Annotated in this window: 20 protein-coding genes; 11 read left to right on the forward strand and 9 right to left on the reverse strand. The window is 42.0% G+C overall.

Annotated features, from left to right (window positions below):
- Positions 1–42: 42 nt before the first annotated feature.
- The 5 genes from mutY (at position 43) to G9Q97_RS21825 (ending at position 9,383) form a co-directional block, all read left to right on the forward strand.
- Complete coding sequence (mutY, locus tag G9Q97_RS21805) at positions 43–1,125, forward strand: A/G-specific adenine glycosylase (RefSeq protein WP_166150881.1); 1,083 nt, start codon at positions 43–45, stop codon at positions 1,123–1,125.
- Between the two features lie 50 nt (positions 1,126–1,175).
- The gene (ssb, locus tag G9Q97_RS21810; protein WP_166150883.1) at positions 1,176–1,640 is read left to right on the forward strand and encodes a single-stranded DNA-binding protein; all 465 of its coding nucleotides are present in this window, start codon (positions 1,176–1,178) and stop codon (positions 1,638–1,640) included.
- Between the two features lie 57 nt (positions 1,641–1,697).
- Positions 1,698–3,047 (forward strand): gliding motility-associated protein GldE, encoded by a 1,350-nt coding sequence (gene gldE, locus G9Q97_RS21815; RefSeq protein ID WP_166150885.1) that lies wholly within the window; start codon positions 1,698–1,700, stop codon positions 3,045–3,047.
- A gap of 365 nt (positions 3,048–3,412) precedes the next feature.
- The gene (gene gltB / locus G9Q97_RS21820; RefSeq protein WP_166150887.1) at positions 3,413–7,906 is read left to right on the forward strand and encodes a glutamate synthase large subunit; all 4,494 of its coding nucleotides are present in this window, start codon (positions 3,413–3,415) and stop codon (positions 7,904–7,906) included.
- A 1-nt stretch (position 7,907) separates the two neighbouring features.
- Complete coding sequence (locus tag G9Q97_RS21825) at positions 7,908–9,383, forward strand: glutamate synthase subunit beta (protein WP_166150889.1); 1,476 nt, start codon at positions 7,908–7,910, stop codon at positions 9,381–9,383.
- Between the two features lie 306 nt (positions 9,384–9,689).
- On the opposite strand, the gene G9Q97_RS21830 is transcribed toward G9Q97_RS21825, so the two are convergent.
- The 3 genes from G9Q97_RS21830 to G9Q97_RS21840 form a co-directional block, all read right to left on the reverse strand.
- Positions 9,690–10,289 carry a TIGR04282 family arsenosugar biosynthesis glycosyltransferase gene (locus tag G9Q97_RS21830; protein WP_166150891.1) on the reverse strand — a complete coding sequence of 200 codons (600 nt, stop codon included), beginning with the start codon at positions 10,287–10,289 and terminating at the stop codon, positions 9,690–9,692.
- Positions 10,290–10,407: 118 nt separating this feature from the next.
- Positions 10,408–10,833, reverse strand: a complete 426-nt coding sequence (locus G9Q97_RS21835; protein ID WP_166150893.1) for a DUF4890 domain-containing protein — start codon at positions 10,831–10,833, stop codon at positions 10,408–10,410.
- An 89-nt stretch (positions 10,834–10,922) separates the two neighbouring features.
- Complete coding sequence (locus tag G9Q97_RS21840) at positions 10,923–12,248, reverse strand: NAD(P)/FAD-dependent oxidoreductase (protein ID WP_166150895.1); 1,326 nt, start codon at positions 12,246–12,248, stop codon at positions 10,923–10,925.
- Positions 12,249–12,416: 168 nt separating this feature from the next.
- On the opposite strand from G9Q97_RS21840, the gene G9Q97_RS21845 reads away from it, so the two are divergent.
- The 4 genes from G9Q97_RS21845 to G9Q97_RS21860 all read left to right on the forward strand — a co-directional run bounded on the left by G9Q97_RS21845 (position 12,417) and on the right by G9Q97_RS21860 (position 14,364).
- Positions 12,417–13,124, forward strand: coding sequence for a YebC/PmpR family DNA-binding transcriptional regulator (locus G9Q97_RS21845; protein WP_166150897.1), 708 nt, complete (start codon positions 12,417–12,419; stop codon positions 13,122–13,124).
- Between the two features lie 30 nt (positions 13,125–13,154).
- Positions 13,155–13,724 (forward strand): inosine/xanthosine triphosphatase, encoded by a 570-nt coding sequence (yjjX, locus tag G9Q97_RS21850; RefSeq protein ID WP_166150899.1) that lies wholly within the window; start codon positions 13,155–13,157, stop codon positions 13,722–13,724.
- A gap of 87 nt (positions 13,725–13,811) precedes the next feature.
- Positions 13,812–14,126 carry a thioredoxin family protein gene (locus G9Q97_RS21855; RefSeq protein WP_166150901.1) on the forward strand — a complete coding sequence of 105 codons (315 nt, stop codon included), beginning with the start codon at positions 13,812–13,814 and terminating at the stop codon, positions 14,124–14,126.
- Entirely contained in the window at positions 14,107–14,364 is a 258-nt protein-coding gene (locus tag G9Q97_RS21860) for a DUF6952 family protein (RefSeq protein ID WP_166150903.1), read from the forward strand. Before G9Q97_RS21855 ends, G9Q97_RS21860 begins: the two co-directional genes overlap by 20 nt.
- 93 nt (positions 14,365–14,457) lie before the next feature.
- Here G9Q97_RS21860 and G9Q97_RS21865 read toward each other — a convergent pair whose 3' ends face one another.
- Positions 14,458–15,426, reverse strand: a complete 969-nt coding sequence (locus G9Q97_RS21865; RefSeq protein ID WP_317168800.1) for an NTPase — start codon at positions 15,424–15,426, stop codon at positions 14,458–14,460.
- A 95-nt stretch (positions 15,427–15,521) separates the two neighbouring features.
- Between G9Q97_RS21865 and G9Q97_RS21870 the strand changes: the two genes are divergently transcribed.
- Positions 15,522–16,418 carry a M28 family peptidase gene (locus tag G9Q97_RS21870; RefSeq protein ID WP_166150907.1) on the forward strand — a complete coding sequence of 299 codons (897 nt, stop codon included), beginning with the start codon at positions 15,522–15,524 and terminating at the stop codon, positions 16,416–16,418.
- A gap of 2 nt (positions 16,419–16,420) precedes the next feature.
- Here G9Q97_RS21870 and G9Q97_RS21875 read toward each other — a convergent pair whose 3' ends face one another.
- The 3 genes from G9Q97_RS21875 to G9Q97_RS21885 form a co-directional block, all read right to left on the reverse strand.
- Positions 16,421–18,136 (reverse strand): capsule assembly Wzi family protein, encoded by a 1,716-nt coding sequence (locus G9Q97_RS21875; protein WP_166150909.1) that lies wholly within the window; start codon positions 18,134–18,136, stop codon positions 16,421–16,423.
- Between the two features lie 7 nt (positions 18,137–18,143).
- Positions 18,144–18,806, reverse strand: coding sequence for a hypothetical protein (locus G9Q97_RS21880; RefSeq protein ID WP_222852058.1), 663 nt, complete (start codon positions 18,804–18,806; stop codon positions 18,144–18,146).
- A 388-nt stretch (positions 18,807–19,194) separates the two neighbouring features.
- A complete protein-coding gene (locus tag G9Q97_RS21885) occupies positions 19,195–21,720 on the reverse strand; it encodes a bifunctional UDP-N-acetylmuramoyl-tripeptide:D-alanyl-D-alanine ligase/alanine racemase (RefSeq protein WP_246255823.1) in 2,526 nt (841 codons plus the stop codon).
- 157 nt (positions 21,721–21,877) lie between these two features.
- Here G9Q97_RS21885 and G9Q97_RS21890 point away from each other — a divergent pair, with 157 nt between their 5' ends.
- The gene (locus tag G9Q97_RS21890; RefSeq protein WP_166150911.1) at positions 21,878–22,237 is read left to right on the forward strand and encodes a hypothetical protein; all 360 of its coding nucleotides are present in this window, start codon (positions 21,878–21,880) and stop codon (positions 22,235–22,237) included.
- 80 nt (positions 22,238–22,317) lie between these two features.
- Here G9Q97_RS21890 and G9Q97_RS21895 read toward each other — a convergent pair whose 3' ends face one another.
- On the reverse strand, positions 22,318–22,884 hold the full coding sequence (locus G9Q97_RS21895; protein ID WP_166150913.1) for a DUF3244 domain-containing protein: 567 nt from the start codon (positions 22,882–22,884) through the stop codon (positions 22,318–22,320).
- 394 nt (positions 22,885–23,278) lie between these two features.
- Entirely contained in the window at positions 23,279–23,650 is a 372-nt protein-coding gene (locus G9Q97_RS21900; protein WP_166150915.1) for a hypothetical protein, read from the reverse strand.
- Positions 23,651–23,739 lie beyond the last annotated feature (89 nt).

The raw sequence follows: 23,739 nt of genomic DNA on the forward strand, positions 1-23,739 counted from the left end.
TGTTTTGCTAAATTAAAATGAATCAACAAACCTTTGTTAATTTTGACATTTTCCTATTTCACTGAAAAACTTCTTCGTTGGTATCCGGTTCACCGTCGGGATTTGCCTTGGAGAGGCACAAAGGACCCATATATCATTTGGTTGTCTGAAATAATTTTGCAGCAGACCCGAGTGGCTCAGGGACTGCCCTATTTCCGTACTTTTGTGGAAAAATTTCCCACAGTGTCACAACTGGCAGCAGCCCCTGAGGAAGAAATACTGCGCACCTGGCAGGGGCTGGGCTATTATAGTCGGGCCCGCAACCTGCATGCATGTGCACGGGAGATTGTGGATAAATGGGAAGGCAGCTTTCCGGACAATTACACGGACCTTCTGAAACTAAAAGGTGTTGGTCCATACACCGCGGCCGCTATTGCCTCCTTTTCGTATCGGGAAGCAGTAGCAGTAGTAGATGGAAATGTGTACAGGCTGCTTTCACGGTATTTTGGCATTTATTCCGATATAGGCTCTACTGCCGGGAAAAAAGAGTTTGAAACGCTTGCCAACCAAATAATTCCTGAAAAGCAACCGGACCAATACAACCAGGCAATTATGGAATTTGGTGCCCTGCAATGTGTGCCTAAAAACCCGGATTGCGGTAGCTGCCCACTTAGGGTAAATTGCTTTGCCCGGAAAAACGATATGGTGGCAGCATTGCCGGTCAAGGAGAAAAAAGTAAAAGTGAGATCCAGGTATTTTATTTATTATCACATACAGGCAGGAGGGTACACTGTGGTAAACAGGAGAGGACCCAATGATATATGGCAAGGCCTTGTAGATTTTCCTTTAGATGAATGTCAATCCATGGAGGAAATCCAATCACCTCAACCTGAAAATCTGTCGCTTTTCAACGAACTTTCTTCTTTTGGACCGGTTTTTGGGCTGTCGGGAGAAAAACCACTAAAGCACCTTCTTACCCATCAGAAAATTTTCGCTTCCTTTGTGAAAGTTACCTTGAGACCCGGCCAGAAGGAGGCCTTGGAATCCTGGGCTGAAGGTAAAAATTATTCCCTGGTAGATGAAGAGAGATTAGAGGAGGTGGGCAAACCGAAATTGATCTTGAGGTATTTGAATCAAATCAAATAATTGATTATATTTATTTAGCTTTTTGTACCAACTAAAAATCACAAAAAAATATGGCGGGAGTTAATAAAGTTATTTTGATAGGCAACCTTGGAGCTGACCCTGAAGTCAAGCATCTGGAAGGAGATAAAGTAGTCGCCAACCTTAGGTTAGCGACTACAGAAGCCTATAAGGATCGCTCTGGTAACCGGGTGGAAAATACGGAATGGCATGACCTGGAGCTCTGGGATGGACAGGCAAGGGTAGCAGAGCAATACCTTAAAAAAGGTAGTCAGATATATGTAGAAGGAAAAATTAAATCCGATACCTGGCAGGATGAGCAGGGCAATAACAGGAAAAAAATCAGGATCAGGGTGCTTAGTTTCACCATGTTGGGATCCAGAAGTACAGGGCAGGATGGAGGTCCATCGGGCATGGAAAATATGTCTGGCAATGCTGCAGGCAGCAACCGAAATCAGGTCGCTTCAGAGCCATCCATTGATAATGAGGAAGATGGAACAGATGATTTACCATTTTGATAGGATAGGGTTTCGGTTAAAATCCTTAGCTTTGCAAAAAATAAGATTAGTTTATTAATGGACGACCCCTACCCGAGTTTGCTGCTGTTGGCCGACTTACTGGCTGTTTCACCGGTTTACCTGGTAGCCAATACGATTTTGTTTTTCGTTTTATTGGTCTTATCAGCCTTGGTTTCCGGATCAGAAGTAGCTTTTTTTTCATTGGACCATGAAGATGTGGAATCCATTCAGGAAGTGTCTGATGAGCGTTCGAAAAAAATAATTGCACTGATTGAAAACCCTCAAAAGTTATTGAGTACCATATTGATTCTCAATAACATGATCAATATCAGTATTGTGACCCTAACCACATTTTTTACCTGGTCGGTTTTTGGGACTGATACTTCAGGGATCATCATTATCCTATTCCAAACCATAGGTGTCACCTTTGCGATCGTTTTTATCGGTGAGATAATACCAAAAGTATATGCCAATTCTGCCAGGGTTGCTTTTTCCAGGCTGACGGGGAGTTTCATTTATTATTTTTCAATTCTGCTGAGCCCTCTATCTTATATGCTGATGGCAATGAGCAATGTGATAGAAAGACGCATAGAAAGAAAAGGGTATTCCCTGTCTGTGGATGAGCTACACCAGGCTCTGGAAATTACTTCCCTGGACACCAGCAATAATGAAAGAGATATATTAAAAGGAATAGTAAATTTCGGGACCTTATCCGTAAAACAGGTAATGAAGTCCCGAATGGATCTGACAGCTGTGGACCTGGAGATGGATTTTCATGAATTAATGGATAAAATCAACAAAAGTGGCTATTCAAGAATTCCGGTTTATGAGGATACCATTGATCATATCAAGGGAATACTTTACATCAAAGATCTTTTGGAACATATTGAAAAGGATGAACATTTTCAATGGCAGGACCTGATCAGGAAAGGGTATTTTATTCCCGAAAACAAAAAGCTGGCAGATTTGCTTAAAAACTTTAAAAACAAGCGGGTTCACATGGCCATCGTAGTCGATGAATATGGAGGCACCTCAGGGCTTGTTACCCTGGAAGACCTGATTGAGGAAATCATTGGTGATATCAATGATGAGTTTGATGAGGTGGAGGAATACTTGTTCAAAAGGCTGGATGACAGAACTTATTTGTTTGAAGGTAAAATTTCCCTTAACGATTTCTGCAAGAAGCTGGAATTGGACATTCAGCTGTTTGATGAGGTTAAAGGGGAGAGTGAATCTCTTGGAGGCTTATTACTGGAGCTGAATTCCAACCTTCCCAAAAACGGAACCAAGATCAGGTTCAAAAATTTTGAATTTACCATAATGGCAGTGGACACCAGAAAAATTAAAAAAGTTAAAGTGGTGATGGATGAGCCTTTGGATAAAAATATTCCAGACCAGGCAGACTGATAGGTTCCAGAGGATCGGACTATTGTAAGATTGAATTTAATTTTTGTTGGAGAGGTTTATTTTTCTGATTTTTTTTTTGTAGTTTTAAAATTGCGGAATTCAAACTTAAAGGGTTAAACAGGGAGGGAGTCTTAATAAAAATTGGCTTTAATTTAAACCATAAAATTCAATATTAACATAATATAAGCTTAATTAGCTTAAAAATAGAAGGTAAACTCTTATTCTCTAAATCATAATTTTTTATTTAGTTCTCGACTATTATTTCATTTTTGTGTTACCTTTATTGTCTTGAATTTAAAAAATGAAAAATTTATTATGAATTTTTCAAACTGGATTCAGTACCAATTACAAATAAATATAACAGAATGAATCAAGGATTATATCGTTCACAATTCGAACATGATGCCTGCGGAATTGGCGCTGTTGTTAATGTGAAAGGGCAGAAAAGCCACGAGACGATAAGTGATGCTTTGCTGATGTTGAGCAATATGGAGCACAGGGGAGGAAGAGGAAGTGATCCCAAGACCGGCGATGGTGCAGGTATCTTGATCCAACTTCCCCATACCTTTCTTAAGGAAATCACTTTAAGGCTTGGTTTTGAGTTGCCTGAGGAGGGAAGCTATGGCGTAGGTATGGTTTTTTTTCCCAGAAATAAGCAGTTATATAAAAAGAGTAAAGCCAGTTTAAATACTATTATAAAGGAATTGGGATTCGAACTCCTGGGCTATAGGGCAGTTCCAACCGACGAAACCATTCCAGGCTCAGGTGCATTGGAAGTGATGCCCAATATTGAACAGGTTTTTGTTCGTCATTCTAACCATCTCTCTGGCCTGGATCTGGAAAGGAAATTATATGTATTGAGAAATTATGCCACCAGAATCATCAACTCCACTATTCCCGGTGTGAATGATGCTTTCTATTTTGCCAGTTTCAGCAGCCAAACGGTAATTTACAAGGGTCAACTGAGAACTGATCAGGTGTTGACTTTTTACAAAGACCTGCAAAACAATAAATTAACCTCTGCCATTGCATTGGTACACTCCAGGTTTTCTACCAATACCTTTCCCAATTGGCGACTAGCCCAACCGTTCAGGTTTCTTTCTCATAACGGTGAGATCAATACCATCCGGGGCAACCTGAACAAAATGAGGTCCAAAGAGACCCTTATGAAGACCAAGTTGTTTTCCGACGAGGAACTTCAGATGTTGATGCCGATCACCAATGCCAAGCATTCGGATTCGGCCAACCTGGATGCCATGGTGGAATTACTGACCTTGAGTGGAAGGAGCCTGCCCCACGTAATGATGATGTTGGTTCCGGAAGCCTGGCAGGACAACAAAACCATGGATAAAAAGAAGAAGGCCTTTTACAAATTTCATGCTTCCCTGGTGGAGCCTTGGGATGGACCTGCCGCTTTGCTTTTTACCGATGGCAAGTCGCTGGGCGCTACCTTGGACAGAAACGGTCTTCGTCCGTTGCGGTATTTTGTCACTTCTGACGATCGCTTGATTCTTTCCTCTGAAGCTGGCGCCTTACCTATCAGAGATGCCACCATTGTAGAAAAAGGGAGGGTAAGCCCCGGAAGAATGCTGCTCGCCGATTTGGCTAAAGGAAAAGTGGCATTTGATGAGGAGGTAAAGGAAGAAGTTTGTAACCGAAAGCCTTACGATTCATGGATCAGAAAAGAAAGGTTAAAATTAAGGCTGATTCCTTCGCCTGAAAAACTTTCTTTACCCTATTCTACCGAACAAATCCGAAAAAGACAGACCATATTTGGATATAGCCAGGAAGACCTGAAGGTTTTGCTGGCACCCATGGCTGATACTGCCTACGAACCTATTGGTTCCATGGGGGCGGATACGCCTTTGGCAGTGTTGTCAAAGCAAAGTCAGCATATCTCCAATTATTTCAAACAGCTTTTTGCCCAGGTTAGTAACCCTCCTATTGATCCTATAAGGGAAAGATTGGTGATGTCCTTATTCACCAGAATCGGGGAGAGTTACAATATTTTGGAAGAAAGCCCCACGCATACCCGTCAGATCCATATTTCACAACCAGTACTTCTCAATGAAGACCTGGAAAAATTAAGAAATTTGGAAAATAAAGGGTATCGCTCAGCGACATTGCACGCTCATTTTGTTGCGGATCATCAGCCCGGCCGATTGCTTGAGGCATTGAATAAATTGTGCCAGGAGGCAGAGGATGCCATTAAAGAGGGCAAAAACATTCTGATAATTTCGGATAGGAATTGCCAATCCACCACTGCCCCAATACCTTCTTTGCTGGCAGTAGGGGCTGTTCATCATCACCTGGTCAACCAAAAAATACGTACAAAAGCAGGTATTGTGGTAGAGGCAGGTGACATTAGAGAAACCCATCATTTTGCCACGGTCATTGGATATGGAGCCAGTGCCATAAACCCTTATCTGGCATTGGAAACACTGCTCTATCTCAACGATAATGAGATGTTGTCCAGGAAGATTCCCCAGAAAAAACTATTTGAAAATTACAAAGAGGCGATTGGAAAGGGTTTACTAAAAGTATTATCCAAAATGGGTATCAGTACCCTTCAGTCTTATCAAAGTGCGCAAATATTCGAAGCGATCGGACTGGGTCCTGAAGTAATTGAGAGGTGTTTTAAGGGAACAGTAAGCCGAATCAGCGGGGTTTCTTTTGATGAACTGGCGGATGAGGTACTGGTAAGGCATCATGCTGCTTACGAAACCGAAAGCCCTTTATTGGAAGCAGGCGGTATTTATCAATGGAAAAGAAGGGGTGAAAAACATCTTTTCAATCCTGAGACCATACACCTGCTGCAAAAATCTACCCGACTTGGAGATTTTGAGCTGTATAAAAAATTTGCCCAAAAGATCAACGATCAGACCAAGGATGCCCTGACTCTGAGAGGTCTTCTGGAATTTAAGAAAAGAATTTCCATTCCATTGGAGGAGGTAGAACCTGCAGAGGAAATCATGAAGCGGTTTGCCACCGGTGCCATGTCCTTTGGCTCTATTTCACATGAGGCTCACTCTACTTTAGCCATTGCCATGAACCGAATAGGGGCAAAGAGCAATAGTGGAGAAGGTGGAGAAGATGAAATCAGGTTTGAGAAAAAACCGAATGGAGACTGGGAAAGATCTGCCATCAAGCAAGTGGCTTCCGGAAGATTCGGAGTGACGAGTAATTACCTGACCAATGCTTCAGAATTACAGATCAAGATGGCTCAGGGAGCTAAGCCAGGTGAAGGAGGGCAGCTTCCCGGACACAAGGTGGATGACTGGATCGGAAGAGTAAGACATTCGACCCCTGGGGTTGGTTTGATTTCTCCCCCCCCACATCATGATATTTATTCCATTGAGGATCTTGCACAGCTAATTTATGATCTCAAAAATGCCAATAGGAAAGCCAGAATCAATGTGAAGCTGGTTTCTCAGGCTGGAGTAGGAACAGTAGCAGCGGGCGTGGCGAAAGCACAATCTGATGTGATCCTTATATCTGGAGCAGATGGGGGAACGGGAGCCTCACCCCTGAGTTCTATCAGGCATGCAGGCCTTCCCTGGGAGCTTGGCTTATCAGAAGCACACCAAACCCTTGTAAAAAATAATTTGAGAAGCAGGGTTACCTTACAGACGGACGGACAGCTGAGAACAGGAAGAGACCTGGCGATTGCGGCCCTGCTGGGAGCCGAAGAATGGGGAATTTCCACTGGAGCTCTGGTCGTAGAGGGCTGTATCATGATGAGAAAATGTCATCTTAATACCTGCCCGGTAGGCATCGCTACCCAAAATCCGGAGCTTCGTAAATTATTTACGGGAGACCCGGAGCATGTGGTAAACTTCTTCCGCTTTTTGGCTGAAGACCTTCGGGAAATCATGGCATCACTCGGTTTCAGGACCGTAAATGAGATGGTTGGTCAAAGTGATGTATTGAAAGCAGCCAATGGACAAATGAACCATTGGAAATGGGAAAAACTTGACCTGAGTCCTATTTTCCATAAAGTGGAGGTACCTGACCATGTTGGGATATACAAGCAAATTGATCAGGATTTCAGGTTGAAAAGAGTATTGGATAGAAAACTGATCCAGGCGGCTACACCTGCATTGGAACAAGCCAACCCTGTGAGGGGAAACTTTGAAATTAAAAATGTGGACCGTACAGTGGGTGCCATGCTGTCCAATGAGGTATCCAAGTTCTTTGGAAGCCCGGGCTTGCCAGACAATACCATTCACTTCAGGTTTAAGGGATCTGCCGGGCAGACTTTCGGAGGCTTTTTGGCTAAGGGAATAACCTTTGAATTGGAAGGAGAGGCAAACGATTATTTTGGTAAAGGTTTGTCAGGAGGTAAACTTGTCATTTTCCCAAGCAGGAATGCCAATTTTGTGGCAGAGGACAACATTATTATAGGTAATGTGGCCTTTTATGGTGCTACTTCCGGAAAAGCTTTTATCAAGGGTAAGGCAGGAGAGCGCTTCTGTGTAAGGAACTCTGGTGTGGAAGCGGTAGTTGAAGGAATAGGAGACCATGGTTGCGAATACATGACTGGTGGCCTTGCCATTATCCTCGGTGAAATAGGTAGAAACTTCGCTGCTGGTATGAGTGGTGGAATTGCCTACATTTTCAAGGAAAACCTCGGCAATATCAATAAAGAAATGGTGGATATCGATCCACTCAACGAGGATGATTATGCTACCATCAAATCCTCTTTGCAGGACCATGTGGAGTTAACCTCCAGCAATATTGGAAACAGGATATTGGAGGATTGGGAAAACAGTAAACAGCGGTTTGTCAAAGTTATTCCCCGGGACTACAAGGAGGTACTGAGAAAAAGAGCGTTGGAAAATTCAAAAACATTAGTATAATATGGCGGATAAGGAAGGTTTCTTAAAATATAAAAGACAGCTACAAAGCTCAAGATCCCCAAAAGACAGGAAAAACGATTACAAAGAGATTTACAAGCCTTTGGACCCAAAGGTGCTCAACCAACAGGCAGCACGCTGTATGGATTGTGGCATACCTTTTTGCCACAATGGCTGTCCTCTGGGAAATGTAATCCCTGATTTTAATGATGCGGTTTACCACAAGGAATGGGAATTGGCCTACCAAATACTCAGGGGCACCAATAATTTTCCTGAATTTACAGGAAGGATCTGTCCAGCTCCCTGTGAGGCAAGTTGTGTATTGGGGATTAACAAAGATCCGGTAGCCATAGAACTGATTGAAAAGAGCATAGCTGAAAAGGCGTTTGAACTCAATTTGGTCAAGCCTAAAATTCCGGCCCATAGGACGGGTAAGAAAGTGGCTGTGATCGGTTCCGGTCCAGCAGGCCTGGCAGCAGCAGATCAGTTGAATCAGGCAGGACATGAGGTGACCTTGTTTGAAAAAGACAAGGAAGTAGGTGGACTGCTTCGCTATGGTATTCCTGATTTCAAATTGGAGAAATGGGTTATCGACCGTAGGGTGGATGTGATGAACGAAGAAGGTGTGATTTTCAGCAAGGATACCGAGGTAGGCTTTAATATCAAGGCAGACAATATCCTGCAAAATTACGATGCGGTGGTGCTTTCTACAGGTGCCCAGCACCCCAGGGACCTGAAAATCAACAATCGGGATGCAGAAGGTGTGCATTTCGCCATGGAATTTTTGGGCAGGCAGAACCAGGTAATCTCTGGTGAATTGGAGGAGAATCCAATCAATGCCAAAGGAAAACACGTTATAGTAATCGGAGGAGGAGATACCGGAAGCGATTGTATCGGTACTTCCAACAGGCATGGAGCGGCTTCTGTTACCCAATTGGAATTATTACCAAAGCCTCCTCAGGCCAGAACTACCTTAAATCCCTGGCCAGAGTGGCCCATGACGCTGAGAACATCCAGCTCTCATGAAGAAGGGGCTGACAGGGTTTGGTCCGTACTGACCAAGGAGTTTACCAAAGATGCTAAAGGAAGAGTCACTGGCCTGACCGTAGTGGACATAGAATGGAAGGAAGAGAATGGCAGAATGCAGTTCTTTGAAGTGGAAGGCACCCAAAAAACACTGCCATGTGACCTGGCACTTCTGGCCATAGGTTACCTGGGTCCCAAATCAGGCTTGTTGGAAGCTTTTGATGTGGACCTGTTGGAGAATGGGCTTCCAAAGTCAAAAAATTATCAAAGTTCTGTACCCAAGGTGTTCCTTGCAGGAGATATGCGCAGGGGCCAATCTTTGGTAGTTTGGGCCATCGCGGAAGGCAGGGAATGTGCTGTGGAGGTTGATAAATTCCTTAGTGGAGGCAAATCCTCTCTGGCCAGAAGGGATCAATCCTTTTATTCTTATGAGGAAAGTGAGGCCGAAGCCTGAAAAAGAAATTCAGATTTTAAAAAAATACAAAAGGCAGTTTGAGAAAGCTGTCTTTTTTTATGGAAAACCTGGTATTGCTTTTCATTAATTTTCGGCTGAATTGGTTGCCTATCGGAAATCATTAGGCCATTTGATCTGGTAATTTATAAACACAGCGGAAAAATAGGTAGCATGTTTATATCCCAGGCTTTCAGCGATAGGATTGATATTCATGGGAAGGTCATTTTTGAGCAAAATACTATTGTTATTAGTAAATTGAATTCATTCCAATCTATCAAATATTGTTGGTTTCATTTTAGTGAAACATTAAAACTGGTCCAGCATGTCCTTTAATTCTCCCAAATCTTCATACCGGTCCACATCATTGAGCGTGTCAAGCAGGCTGGTGGACAGGCCGGCATCTACAGCCTTTTTCAGCGTGGCATGCAATACCGTGGAAGTACTCCAGGAAATACCCTGAAATAAATGAGACCTGAATTTCTTCATACCCAATAAGTAATACCCTCCATCCCGGGCAGGGCCAAGGACCACATCATTTTTTCCCAGGGCCGAAAAGGCTTGATGCAGGTGTTTGCTTTTCAGCTCATAGCAATCCGTTCCGATTACCAGTACCTGATCAAAACCCATTTCAAATACTTTCTGAAATGCCAGGGCCATCTTTTCTCCCAGGTCATTCCCTTTTTGGGGAAAAAAGAAATAGCCTTGTTCCGGGTATTCATGAGCAACAACAGGTCCCTGGTGGAAAACAAAAATGCTTGCACCCATTTCTTTAAGCTGTTGGTGTGTATGTCTAAGCAGGAAGGCGTATAGCTTGGCTGCTTTTTCTTCTCCAATACTTTTGGCCAGCCTTGTTTTTACCTTACCGGCTTCGGGAAATTTCTGGAAAACAATGATTGCTTTTTTCATAAATATTCCCAAATTAGAACAATAAAATGGAAGTCCATAAAAAAAACCGGTGTCATTGACTACCGGTATTTATCCATTAATTAAACCCAAAAATAGATTGCAATTCAATCTATAACCTTTAGCCGGGTCTATTGCCTCCACGAGCTCCCCGGTCCATCATTCTTTTTTCAGGGCGCCTGCGCCCTTCATTTATCCTTTGGCTGTTTTCTTGCCGCATAGCTTCCCATTTCTCCTGCTGTTCCGGAGTAAGGATTTCATTAACTTTTGCTTCATGGGCCTCTCTTTCTGCTTTCATGGCTTCCCTCCTTGCTTCCATGGCTTCTTTTCTCTCCACCATCTCATTTTTTCGCTTTTGGGCATGTTCCAGGTGTAAGGCATGAATTTCTTTTTGCTGTGCTTCATTCAACCCCAATCTTTCGCTCATCCTTTCTGTCATCCGGTCGGCCAGGTTTTCTGGGGAAAAATCCCTGCCTCGCTCTCTTTGTGCATTTACCTGAAATAGAGTAGCTATCATTACTGCGGAAATCATTAATAATTTTTTCATGGTCTAACTAATAATTGGTTTATAAGTCTTAGACCATGGAAAAGGGTAAGGGTTTAATCGGCCAAATGTTAACAAACGTTAAATTTGATTTATTTTTTACTTTCTTCTACCAGTTTTTCTCTGTCCTTTGGCTTTACGTAGGTTGGGCGGATGAGTAAGCGAAGAGAGGGGTCAAAAGACAAGTAGTTCCAGGCCCAGTCCAGAAAGATAAAAATCCGGTTTTTTACCCCCAAAATGGCCATAAGGTGTACAAAAAGCCATGTCAACCAGGCCAGCATGCCCTGGAATTTAATGAAAGGCAATTCCACCACGGCCAACCTGCGTCCAACAGTAGCCATGCTTCCCAGGTCTTTGTAAGTGAAGGGCCTGGGATTGCCGCCTTTTGCTTGAATGATCAGGTTGTTTCCAAGGTTTTTGGCTTGCTGGAGGGCCACCTGGGCCACCTGCGGATGTCCTTTAGGAAAAGCCTCCGTCATTTGCAGACACAAGTCTCCAAGTGCATAAATATTTTCAGTCCCAGCTAACTTGTTATATTCATCAACCAACAAGCGGCCGTTTTTGAAGGTTTGTTGGTCTGTTAATCCTTCAATGCCGTTGGGTTTTATCCCTGCCGCCCAGAGCAGGGTTTGCGTTTTAACGACCGTTTCACCATTAATGATCACGTTTAATCCATCATAGTCTTCTACAGCTGTTTTTAGCATGACCTCAACCTTCAGATTTTCCAGGTATTCTCTTGCCTTTTCTCCGGAAGTAGGAGACATGCCAGGTAACAATCGGTCTCCTGCCTCCATCAGGACCACCTTCATATTTTTAAAATTTAGCTGAGGGTAATCTTTGGGAAAAACTTCATTGCGCAATTCTGCCATTGCCCCGGCCAATTCCACTCCTGTAGGGCCTCCTCCAACAATAACCACATTCATCAGGGCTTTTCTTTCCTCCAAATCGGTGATATTGATGGCCCTTTCATAATTGGATATGATTTTATTTCGGATAAATAGTGCCTCTGATACCGATTTCATGGGAATGCTGTTTTCCATGATATTGAGCAATCCAAAGTAGTTGGTATCTGCGCCCATGGCCATAACAAGGTAGTCATAATCCAAATATCCAATATTGGTATACAGCCTGTTTTGATTTTGGTCAATTTTTTTTGCTTCGGCAAGCCTGAAGGTTACATTTGGGGTGTTATGGAAGATTTTCCTTAAAGGAAATGAAATGGCACTCGGTTCCAAACCTGCTGTGGCAACCTGGTAGAAAAGGGGTTGAAATTGGTGGTAATTGTTCTTGTCCAGCAAAATCACCTGAAAAGCTTTGTTCTTTAAAATTCTGGCTAATTTGAGACCTGCAAAGCCTGCTCCGATAACCACAATTTTTGGATAAGCAGATTCAGGCAGGTTTGGAATTGGTTCTTGCATGGTACTGGCTTTAAAATGACGTTGGCTATTATTTAAACGAAACTATTGGGTTAGGGTTTGAGGTTTGGAAGGTAAATTTATGGTTTTGCAGGAAAAGTTCTTTGTTTACGTGAATGGTAGTCCAATTCAAATTTTTAATTATTTTTACAAACCTGAAATAAAAAGTATATGGGAAGAGCATTTGAATTCAGAAAGGAAAGGAAATTCAAAAGATGGAGCAAAATGTCCAAGGTGTTTACCCGCCTGGGCAAGGAAATCGTAATGGCTGTCAAGGCAGGTGGCCCGGACCCTGTCAACAATGCCAAATTAAGGACGGTGATTCAAAATGCCAAGGGGGCCTCCATGCCCAAGGACAGGATAGAAGCAGCGATAGCCAGGGCAAGCAATAAAGATGAGAAAGATTATGAAGAGGTAGTTTATGAAGGATACGGCCCTCACGGCATTGCAGTAATTGTAGAAACTTCCACGGATAATATCAATAGAACAGTGGCCAACATCCGGCATTATTTTACGAAAGCAGGTGGTTCACTGGGTACATCTGGATCCGTAAGTTTTATGTTTGAAAGGAAAGCTGTTTTTCGTTTTGAAAAGGGGGCTTGGGACCTGGAGGAATTGGAACTGGACCTGATTGATTATGGATTGGATGACATTGATGAAAATGAAGGCGAAATATTTGTTTATACGGCCTTTGAAGACTTTGGCAACATGCAAAAGGCCCTGGAAGACAAAGGTATAGAAACCATTAGTGCGGACATGCAGCGTTTTCCCATGTCTACCACAGAAATAACCCCAGAGCAGGAGGAAGATATCAATAAAATGATAGAACGGATGGAGGAAGATGACGATGTAAACCAGGTATACCACAACATGGCCTAAAACCAATTATTTTCAACTTTAATTCACCCAATGGCATTCCCTAAAAGAAGAAACCTGCAGGACCAGAAAAGGCAAAAGTTAGTTATTGTAGGAAGCAAAAACCCTGTTAAGATCAAATGTACAGAAAACGCATTTCAATCCATTTTTGAAGACTATTTTATCGTACAGGGTCTTAATGCAGACCCGAATGTAAGTGCCCAGCCCATGGGAGATGTAGAAACTTATACAGGAGCGTATAATCGTGCATATGAATCCAAAAAAGCTTTTCCGGAAGCGGATTTTTGGGTGGGGATTGAGGGAGGAGTTGATGAAGTGGGCGAGCAAATGGTAGCCTTTGCCTGGATGGTCGTAATGGACGGCAGCAATAAAATCGGAAAAGCCAAGACCGCCACGTTTTTCCTCCCGGAGGCATTGTCAAAATTGATCAGGGAAGGCATGGAACTGGGAGAGGCTGATGATCAGGTTTTCAAAAGAACCAATTCAAAACAAAACAACGGGGCTGTGGGTATACTTACCAACGGTATTGTCAACAGGATGGAATATTACCAACAGGCCGTTACCCTTGCATTAATACCTTTTGTCAATAAAAGCATTTATTGAATGTCACATAAGACTCATAGATATAATCAATTGGATTTTAAAAATAATAGTTACTAACTTTGCGGCTTATTTAAAACCAAATATTATATGCTACAAGAACTAGAATCAGATAATTTAGCTCAAATTATTCAGGACAACGAGAAAGTTGTGGTGCAATATGGTGCCACCTGGTGTGGGAACTGTAGGATCATGAAACCCAAAATGAAAAGGTTGAGCAAAAATTTTGAAGATATTACCTTTCTTTATGTGGATGCAGAGAAATTGCCAGAATCCAGAAAACTTGCTCAGGTAACCAATTTGCCAACTTTTGCTGTTTTTAATAAGGGAGCTATTGTCAATCAGGTACAAACGAATAAAGAAGAAGTTTTAAAAACATTGATCGATGAGATTACCAATAATTAAACATGTATTGCAATTTATTGAAGAGAATGATGAAGATTGGGTGGTCGAGACCATCGAATTATTGGAATCAATGACTGAAATCAGTAGCCTTAAGGATGAAGAACTGGATGTAATGGGTGAATTGCTCTCCAATCTTTACGGTACCCTTGAGGTGAATCAAATGATCAAAGAAGGGACCGATAAAAAAGAAGCCATGAATACTTTTATGAAGCGGGTAGTGGGTTCAATTGATAAATAAGTGCACTTTGAAAAGGTAGAAAAGTTGTTTATCACCCAAAAATCAATCTACTAAAACGAAGTGTAGGGTATGTCCATAGAGGCATACCCTTTTTTATGGTACTATTTGTCGCAAAAAGCTTCTTAAGGCCTTATTCCAGTCAGGATCAGCATCCCATGTTTCCCCTATATACAACTCATTTCTAACCAAAAACCGGATATAATACTTCACCACAATTCTATCGGGGTTTTCAATGTCCTGAACAGGTACCCCCATACTTTGCATCAAATCAGCTTCTCTTCCTTCCTGTTTCATCAGAATAAACTGAATTCCCTCAGCGATCAGTTCCTGATTGGATTTGGCACTAGTCAGGAATTCCACCTGATAAGGGTAATTGTTGGAAAATATGGACTCCAAACCTTCTCTTTCTGCCCTTTGCTCTGCCTCTACCTGAGCCTCTGGTTTTCCATAAATGTCATGTCTGAATGTAGTCAGGAAGCCTTCATTTCCAGACGCTCCTGTTAGCAATATGCCCAATTTAAAGGCATCGAGGTTTAGTGGTGCCCTGGGTATATAGGCACTTCCGGCAGCACTTGCTTCCAGACCAGGTACTATAGGATATTCTGGCACCTCTATGACCAAAAAATTTTCACTTTTTTTACCTGTGCCGATGGATGCCAATTCCTCTTTTAGCCCTTCCAAATTTGATGAGGTACCCGACCAGCTGTTTCCCGGAGAAATAATATTTGCATTGCCCGAAAACGGGAAAATATGGCCGTAATAATCACCATTATTTTTTCGGATTAGCAGAACAATGTTTTTTACCAATCTTTGATTGAAAAAAGCGGCGTAGGTATTTTTTATGGCATCTGATAAAATGACTTCTTCCAATTCATAATAGGCGATGGGATCTCCACCTGCCCGTATAAGTGCAGGATGAACTTCCTCAGCAAGGCCTTTCCAGGTTAGAGCAGGAGCTGCGGTACCTGAGGCGGAAATTAAAACGACCGATTTCCCGTTTAAAAATTGATCTACTGTGGTGGATTGGCCATAACTTTGCAGGGAAAAAAAAGCTAGAATCACTGCTAGAAAAAGATATTTCATACACAAAATCACATCCACATGTTAAAGTTTAGTATTTTCACGAATATACACAAGCTCTATTAAAATCTTTTGATATGAAAACGATTGTGCCACTTATTTTATTATTTTTTGGGTTTGGTCCCCTGGAAGTATGGAGCCAGAAAATTGATCAGCAGACTTTAATTGAAGATATTCAGTATCTTTCTTCGGATGGCCTTGAAGGTAGGGCAGCAATGAGTGAAGGAAATATCAAAGCAGGGAAATTCATTGCAGAGCGTTTCAAGGCCTTGGGTTTAAGTAGTCAATTTCCAGGGTTTGTCCAGAAATTCAGGCTTGAAGCCGGCAATCAGGACCTGGGCCAGGGCACAAACTTTATCGGCTTTATTCCGGGCACAGTCACCGATGACATTCTGGTGATCATGGCCCATTATGACCATTTGGGAAAGAAAGGAGAGGTGATTTTCAATGGAGCCGATGACAACGCCTCTGGTACAGCGGCCCTTCTGAGCATCGCGGCTTATTTGGCAGAAAACCCTCCCAACCATTCGGTAATGATAGTGGCATGTGATGCGGAGGAAAAGGGACTATTGGGTGCCAGAGCCCTGGTTAGGGATTTTCCTTTTCCTTTGGAACAGGTGAAAGCTGTAATCAACATGGACATGATCAGCAGAAGTGATGACAATACCCTCTATGCGGTAGGCACCCGGTTTTATCCTCAATTCAGAAGTCATTTGCTTGACGCAGCGGGAAATTCTCCCATTCGTTTGGTATTGGGGAATGACGGAGCTCCAGGAGAGAAGGACTGGAGCAAGGCATCCGACCATGGCCCTTTTCATGAACGAGGAGTGCCTTTCATTTATTTTGGAGTAGAGGATCACCGGGATTACCACCAGCCAACTGATACTTTTGAAAATATCCAACAGGATTTTTTCATCCAGGCCAGCGAAATGATTTTAGAAACCATTATCGGTATCGATCAAAGTATACCTTGATCTCATTTGATGAGGTAGGAAATTCCGATGTTACCTACAATGGTATTTTGGTCAAGACCAGGCACGAAATAAATTTCAGGATGATTTTCCAGATACCATTTGTAATTAAGGGTAGTCACATACTGAAATTTTCCGGAGACCAGCAGGTTATCGAACCTCCATTCCGCCAATATTGACGGGACAATGTCCACATATTTCCTCCGCCAATCCTTGATTTCTTCAAAACGTTTGTAATAGAAATCGTTGTTATGGTTAATATACTCCAGTTGAAATCCTAATCGGTTAAAATTTTTCACCCAGGAAACGTCCAGAGAAAGCACGTTGCTGCCGGGACCATAACCAAAACCCAAAACCTGGCCCTTGTGTGTGTAGCCATGCCTCACATGAGGATGGGTATACCAACTGTTTTTGGCAAGGATTACCTCCCTGATGGTTTGACCGGTTTGGGTCATTTCCATGCCTATTTGAAAAAACTCTTCAGTATTTTTTAGAGGAATCAGGTTGATAAAACCAAAAGTAAATGCCCTGTTTTTATCCGGATTGATAAGAAAATCTGAAAGGCTTCTGCTGTTACCATTGGAGCCGTATTCACCGTAAAATTCAAAATGACCACTGGCATCCATCCACCTGAAATAACCGGCACTGAGCTGGTTCCTTTGGTCTACATCAGGCCTGGAAATGCTTTCCGGTCCTTTTTCTCCGTTAAAAACGGGCAGGTAATCGGCCAGGTTTTCCTGATCTGTATGGTACATTTGAGAGACAGAACTAAAGCCAAGAAAGAGACCTGGCAACCACTTGGGTTGGTAAGTCAGCACCAGGCCTGATAAATACCTCCAATCCTCATCCGGTCTTTTGGGAACGTAAAGCGGAGTATTGGCATAAATATAATTATGGTGTGGAGGTTCAAAACCAGAGGCCTGTAATTTCCCTGCGATCAATTGACCTTCAAATCCGCCGATAGCTGTTTGGACCGGCTTTCTGGTATTTAAGGTGAGGTGAAGAAAGCCGGGAGCATTGTTGCTCATCAAGAGGGACGACCTTCTGCCAGGACCCCACCAGAGGTTTTCGTTGGATATGCCCAATGAAAACTCCCTTACATTTAGCCTTATGCTTGATTGTCCCAGCCCCAATTGGGTATAAGGAGAACCCCCAAACCTTTCCGGTATATCAGCAGTATTGAGCCATTCGTAATATTGCAGCCAGGTACTTCCCCAATGATCCAGTGGGAAGCCCTGAAAATCCTGGTTAGCAGCATGCAGGACTTCAGGTTGGAACTGAATGCTCAAGGGCCCATATTCAAAAAATATGCCTGCATTAAATAGGTATTGCATGCCCTTATTGGGAATCATGGGGCCGTCATTGACGCCAAAGGCGTATTCCGCATTATACTGTCCTCTAAACATCAGAGGAAGTACCTGAAAACGGCCCTTTTTATCTTTCGTGCTAAAATTGAATTCGGATAAATCCTCATCGGTAAAGGTCTCATCCAGATCAAGCCCATTCGAAGTATCAAATACCTCGGTAGGGTATAATGGGCGGATCATAAAACTACTTTCTTCTGATAAATTCCCCAAAAGCTGTTGCCTGCGCATATAGTCTCCATAAACCGGCAGGTTGAGGCTAACACTTTGGCTGAAAACCCGGGAAGGGAATACCACACAGCTTATTAAAACGAGGAAACAGACCAGAGAATAGGGGGAAAGGTATTTATTGCTCATTTTCAATTCAATTTAGCGTCATGGTGCTCACCTGAATTCTTGCAATGGACCAGCTCTCATCGCAAACCGGATCGGCCGCATTTTCCTGTTTCAATTCATCTCCGCAGACGATTTCCAGATTACTTGCCGAGTGGCTGATGATTTTGGTGATTTGGTAGCGGCTGGTCCAGCCCAGGCTGTTTTGATATTGGCAACGACCCGGAAGATCGCTGCTCTCAGCTGCTGTTTTGGGTTCATAAAACCGGGGATAATTATCCGGGTAAGATTGGTATAGGCAATAGGTGGATTCACAGGGGCTGTTGGAGAAGGTGGTCCGCAGCACTTCCTGTCCGTTCAATTGCATGTACCAGAAGTCAGGACCACCAATATTGTCCGGATTTCCGTCCCAGCTATCATGAAGTAAAAGGTCAATTGTCACTTTGATGGCGTTGTGGGCAGGGAGATCCGGTAGGTTCAGTAGAATCTCTTCATTGTGGAAATAGCCCAAAACCGTATCCCCGTTAAAATCAAATAATCTCCCACTTTCAAAATTCGACAAGTCGGATTGAGAAAAGTCATTATCATATATTTTCACCTCTTCCTGTAGCCTGGTCTCGCAAGAGAACCAACAGCCAACAAAAATAATTTGAAGTAGGGAAACGAGCTTGTTTTTTATCGAAAAGGACAACATCAGGGATGTTTTTTTTAAATAACAGAATGTAAAACGTTTTGTGCATTAGGATTTTTTTCCACTTATCCCAAAACTCCGGGAACGGATCTGATCCTTTTGCATTACCACCTGGGTTTACAAGAAATCAATAGCATGAAATCGAGCATGACGAATACGTCACACAGTGGTATGATTTTAAAGCATGCGAGATTCCCCGTCCGACTGGCATCATCCGGGCGGTTATCTGACCACTTAAAGACGACTTACAAACAAATGAAATCAGACACTAGATTGACTCAATTTTATTTCAAGTTTACGGATTAAAACCTAATTCAACCTCAGAATTAAATCACAAATAAACGAAAATATATCCAATACAGCAGCTGTTTTGGACGAAATACACTTAGATTCAATCCAGGATATATTGTCTTTTGACGCGCATGCCTATTCCCGTGAGTAATTCGTAGGGAATGGTGCCTATTTGAGCGGCTAAATATTGTAGTGAGGGTTCTTTGCCAAACAGGATTACCTCATCCCCTTCTCTCACCTGCAAACCTGAAACGTCTACCATGCACATATCCATACATATATTGCCAATAGTATTAGCCCTTTTTCCCTGTATCATTACAAATGCTTTCCCGTTGCCAAAACGCCTGTCATATCCATCTGCATAGCCAATTGCCAGAGTTGCGATTTTCCCGTCTTGTATCAATTTCCCTTGCCTCCCATATCCTATGGTTTCTGCTTTGGTCAATTTTTTTATTTGAGAAACTACTGTTTTTAAGGTGGCAACAGGCAGCAGTTTCTCCTGCTCAAGTTGGTTGATCTCTACTCCATGTAATCCTATTCCCAGCCGAACCATGTCAAAGGCCTGATCCGGAAAACGGATGATGCCCGCAGAATTCAGGGCATGTCTTATTGGACTACAGGCAAGGGTACTCATGATGACTTTACTGATCCGGTCAAAGGTCCTGAGCTGTTTCCTGCTGAAATCTTCATGTATGGCCTCATCTGCACCAGCCAAATGGGTAAATAGTCCCGCTAATTTGATTTCCTTGTGCTTTCCGAGTAGGGTCAGGATATCTTCCAGATCGGCTTCAGTAAATCCCAATCGGCTCATGCCCGTGTCCAATTCCAGATGAATGGAAATACCATTCGGCTGGCCAAAGGGTGAAGAAGTCAAATCCTGTAAAGTTCGCCTATTGTAAACAACAGGTTCCAAATCATAATCCTGAATCAAATTTAAATGTTGCATGTCGGGATTCATGACCATTATGGGAAGGGTGACACCCTTTTGTCTGAGGTATACCCCCTCATCAATATAAGCAACTGAGAGATAATCGGCGCCGATTTTTTGCAGGTGGTTCGCAATTTCTGCAGATCCTCCACCATACGCAAAAGCTTTAACCATCACCATTATTTTGGTTTCCGGGCGAAGAATGCGCTTATAAAAATTGAAATTATGACGCAAAGCATTTAGGTTAATTTCCAAAACAGTCTCATGTACCTGTGCTTCCAGCAATTGAATAATCTTTTCAAAATGAAAATCCCTGGCTCCTTTTACCAAAATCAAATCTTTATCCAAATTGAAACCCAGAATATTTTCCAATAAGCTAGCGGTATCTGGAAAAAAAACGCTTTGTTTTGGGAACAAATGCTTGTAATGGGAAAAGTGCTTTCCAACACCTGCAAATAAATCAATTTCGTAATGCTCCGATAAACCTGCAATTTTCTGAAAAACAGCAATCTCATCACCTTCCTGGAGCATTTCTGAAAGGATCAATATTTTTCTTCCTGTAGGTTTCCTTTGATGCGCCATAAATTCCAGGGCAATTTCCAGTCCGGCCACGTCATTGTTATAACTGTCATCAATTAAGAGACACCTGTTAATTCCGGACTTTAGGGTCAGTCTCATGTCTACTGCGTGCAGCAACTGCAAGCCCTTTTGTATATTTTCAGGCTTCATCCCCAAGGTCATGCAGGATACGATCACATGCCTGATATTTTCCAGCGACGCGGAATCTCTGAAAGTAGTAAAAAAGGTGTAGGTCTGTAAATCTCTGGCCACCATAAAGATTTTAGACCCGTTTTTTTCCGGTCGAACAGAAAGCGTATAATCCGCCCCGGTTTTATCCGACCAACTGATCAGCCTATCGGGATCAAAACCATTTTTGAGGAGGTGATTTATTCTTGAATGGTCTTTTCTGTAAATCAGGTATTTAACCTCAGTGAACAGTTTGCATTTTTCTTTTATTTTTGTTTCCAAACTATCAAAGTTCTCATCATGAGCACTGCCGATATTGGTAAAAATACCAAGTTGTGGTTGAATGATTTGCTTTAGACGGTCCATTTCTCCCGGTTGGGAGATTCCTGCCTCCAGCAAAGCTATCTGATGCCGGGATTGGATTTCCAACGCCGATAATGCAACTCCTATCTGACTGTTGTAGCTTTTTGGGCTTTTAAATACCTGGAAACCCTGAGATAATACTTGTGCCAACCATTCTTTTACGATGGTTTTACCATTGCTACCCGTAATGCCTACTACCGGCCCCTTAAATGCTTCCCTGTTCATCACCGCTAATGCCTGTAAGGCATTGAGGGGTTTTTCCACCAATAAAATGTTGGAATCTTCAAGCTTGTCTGTATTTTTTTCCCCAGCTAAGGGAAGAATAAAATTTCTAACATTTCGCCCGTGTGCATCCTCAGCAAAATCCGAACCTTTCTGCCTCGATCCATCCAGGGCAACAAAAAGGGTTTCCTCTCCCGATTGGATTTTCCTGGAGTCAATGGTAACCTGGCGAATTTGGTCGCTGCCTGATAAACCAAGGAACTTTCCTCCATAATTGCCGGCAAATTTTTTTATATTGATAGGTTGAATCATCTTTACCCTGATTATTTTGGTTGCCCTGGTAAATTTATCACAATAATTACTCATTTATGTAAGTTTTACCAGCTTTGTCTATTGCAACATGTTAAGCAGGAAATTGAGTGGAACGGGGGGGCTCAGGTTTGGTCCACGATAAAAATTTTTGTATTTTTATAACATTATTACAAAAATAAAGGTTGATAAGGCATATGAACAGCAAAACATCATGAGTTCACAAAATTTAATATTGAAAACAGCTTTTAAAGCTGTAATATTCGGCTGTTTGTTTTGTGTGTTTTTTACCGTCAACTTATTTGGGCAATCGGAGAAGGATGTAGTAATCGCTGATCCAACCAAGAAGGAAAAAGCTTATCACCCCTCGACCTCAGAAAATGAAAAAAGAACAAATCAAGAGACTTTTTCAGGATATTCAGCGAAAAAAGACCAGGATTTGTTGAGGGAAAGTAATAAGTATAAGGATCATTCAGAAAAAAGTGATTGGAAAAAGGAGGAAGTAAGCGAAGAAGTATCAACATTATCCTTTAACATTTTTCTTTACGTTTTGGACAGGTTCAAGGAGGATTAATTGGTTTACACATCGTTTCTTTGAACAAATAAAAAAAGCCCCAGATGATAAATCTGAGGCTTTTTTTGCAGTGCTTTTTTTCAATCGAAATACAAGTATTTGATTTTTCCATCTGCACTCAAAACCCTTATGTAAACCTCTTCCAGCTTCAGGAATTTTAGGTGGTACTTTTTAGAAAAGCCACCTGTTTCCTGGATGTTATCCCTGCCAATTATTTTACCACTATGGTCGAAAATGGTTACTTCCGTTCCTGCCTGTTCTACTCCCAGAACTTTCAGGGAGAAGGTCTTTGCATCAATGGGTTTAACATAGGCCAAAAGCTTTTTCTCTACCTTCTTTTTATTTTCTAATTCAAAATCTATGGTTTCTTCTTTTGTATTAAGCTTTATTTTATAATTCCCCTCAGGCACCTTAGACATGTTAAAAGGGATGTTGGTTGGTCCTTTTACTATAAATAAATTTCGTTCTATCACCTTTCCATTGGAATTAATGATAGATACATGTATTCTGCCTACCGCTTCAGCCAGACTAAGCGTAAATCGTTGTTCGCCTACTTCTATGGAGGAAATTTCCATTAGGCTTTTTTCTGATGCCAGGCTTCCGAATGCCAGGCTCATGGTCATCAATAATGTTACTAGAGTTTTCATGGTATGTGCGTTTTGTTTTGGTTGCTTTTGCATGAGATCATACCAAACCTGTACCATGAAAATTTCTATTTATCCAAAAAATATTTTCCAAAAAGAATATTAATAAACTAAAACCCTGAATACACCATTAGTTTAGGCGCTACTTGTACGATAAGCGTACAGTTTTGGTAAAAAACGTCTGGTTTCAATACACTTTTCACCTCATTTCATGGAGGAAGTGACTTGAAAAAATAAAAAAATAAAATCAAGTATTTTTTTAAAACAAAAATACCTGGATCAGGAAGTTTTAAATTTAGAGGAATTAGTGTTCGATAACGTACGTACTCTTGTAGTTATCCGAACAATTGAAGGAATTTTATTGGTAGGTAAACCCTTGTGGGGGAAACATTGAAAATCAGTATCTTAATGGTTTCTTTCTCCTTTTAAACCCACCTTTTTTTCTTTTATTGGTGGTGTAAAAATTATATAGAAAATTGACGGCAATAAGGGTGACCGTTAGGGGTACGAAAAAAGAAGGCAACATACCTTTGATGCCCAGGAGAATAAAAAGTGTAGCAATGATTCCTATTTTGAATGAAGTATGGCTTTCTGGATAAATACCGCTGACCAGGGCAAGACTACTTATTTCGATTATTATGAGGATGACGATCATCCAGGTAAATATTGTAGAAGCAGTGTTTCCGGAACCAATGTAGTACCAGGCAAGCAGTCCAATTACTGCTACCAGGCTCAGACTATGAAGAGTGGTATTTACGTTTTCTTTCATGATTTTGGGGTTTATTGCCATCCTGAATATAGAATAATTTCCCCAGAAGCCAAAAGAGGGACCGAAAATTACTTTGCGTTTCCATTCAA

The sequence above is a fragment of the Cyclobacterium plantarum genome (assembly GCF_011290685.1).
In the GTDB taxonomy this organism is placed as follows: Bacteria; Bacteroidota; Bacteroidia; order Cytophagales; family Cyclobacteriaceae; genus Cyclobacterium; species Cyclobacterium plantarum.

Coding starts and splice junctions, on each gene's coding strand:
- ssb (WP_166150883.1), top strand. CDS start 1,176: ATGGCGGGAGTTAATAAAGTTATTTTGATAGGCAACCTTGGAGCTGAC.
- gldE (WP_166150885.1), top strand. CDS start 1,698: ATGGACGACCCCTACCCGAGTTTGCTGCTGTTGGCCGACTTACTGGCT.
- gltB (WP_166150887.1), top strand. CDS start 3,413: ATGAATCAAGGATTATATCGTTCACAATTCGAACATGATGCCTGCGGA.
- G9Q97_RS21825 (WP_166150889.1), top strand. CDS start 7,908: ATGGCGGATAAGGAAGGTTTCTTAAAATATAAAAGACAGCTACAAAGC.
- G9Q97_RS21830 (WP_166150891.1), bottom strand. CDS start 10,289: ATGAAAAAAGCAATCATTGTTTTCCAGAAATTTCCCGAAGCCGGTAAG.
- G9Q97_RS21835 (WP_166150893.1), bottom strand. CDS start 10,833: ATGAAAAAATTATTAATGATTTCCGCAGTAATGATAGCTACTCTATTT.
- G9Q97_RS21840 (WP_166150895.1), bottom strand. CDS start 12,248: ATGCAAGAACCAATTCCAAACCTGCCTGAATCTGCTTATCCAAAAATT.
- G9Q97_RS21845 (WP_166150897.1), top strand. CDS start 12,417: ATGGGAAGAGCATTTGAATTCAGAAAGGAAAGGAAATTCAAAAGATGG.
- yjjX (WP_166150899.1), top strand. CDS start 13,155: ATGGCATTCCCTAAAAGAAGAAACCTGCAGGACCAGAAAAGGCAAAAG.
- G9Q97_RS21855 (WP_166150901.1), top strand. CDS start 13,812: ATGCTACAAGAACTAGAATCAGATAATTTAGCTCAAATTATTCAGGAC.
- G9Q97_RS21860 (WP_166150903.1), top strand. CDS start 14,107: ATGAGATTACCAATAATTAAACATGTATTGCAATTTATTGAAGAGAAT.
- G9Q97_RS21870 (WP_166150907.1), top strand. CDS start 15,522: ATGAAAACGATTGTGCCACTTATTTTATTATTTTTTGGGTTTGGTCCC.
- G9Q97_RS21875 (WP_166150909.1), bottom strand. CDS start 18,136: ATGAGCAATAAATACCTTTCCCCCTATTCTCTGGTCTGTTTCCTCGTT.
- G9Q97_RS21880 (WP_222852058.1), bottom strand. CDS start 18,806: ATGTTGTCCTTTTCGATAAAAAACAAGCTCGTTTCCCTACTTCAAATT.
- G9Q97_RS21885 (WP_246255823.1), bottom strand. CDS start 21,720: ATGAGTAATTATTGTGATAAATTTACCAGGGCAACCAAAATAATCAGG.
- G9Q97_RS21890 (WP_166150911.1), top strand. CDS start 21,878: ATGAGTTCACAAAATTTAATATTGAAAACAGCTTTTAAAGCTGTAATA.
- G9Q97_RS21895 (WP_166150913.1), bottom strand. CDS start 22,884: ATGAAAACTCTAGTAACATTATTGATGACCATGAGCCTGGCATTCGGA.
- G9Q97_RS21900 (WP_166150915.1), bottom strand. CDS start 23,650: ATGAAAGAAAACGTAAATACCACTCTTCATAGTCTGAGCCTGGTAGCA.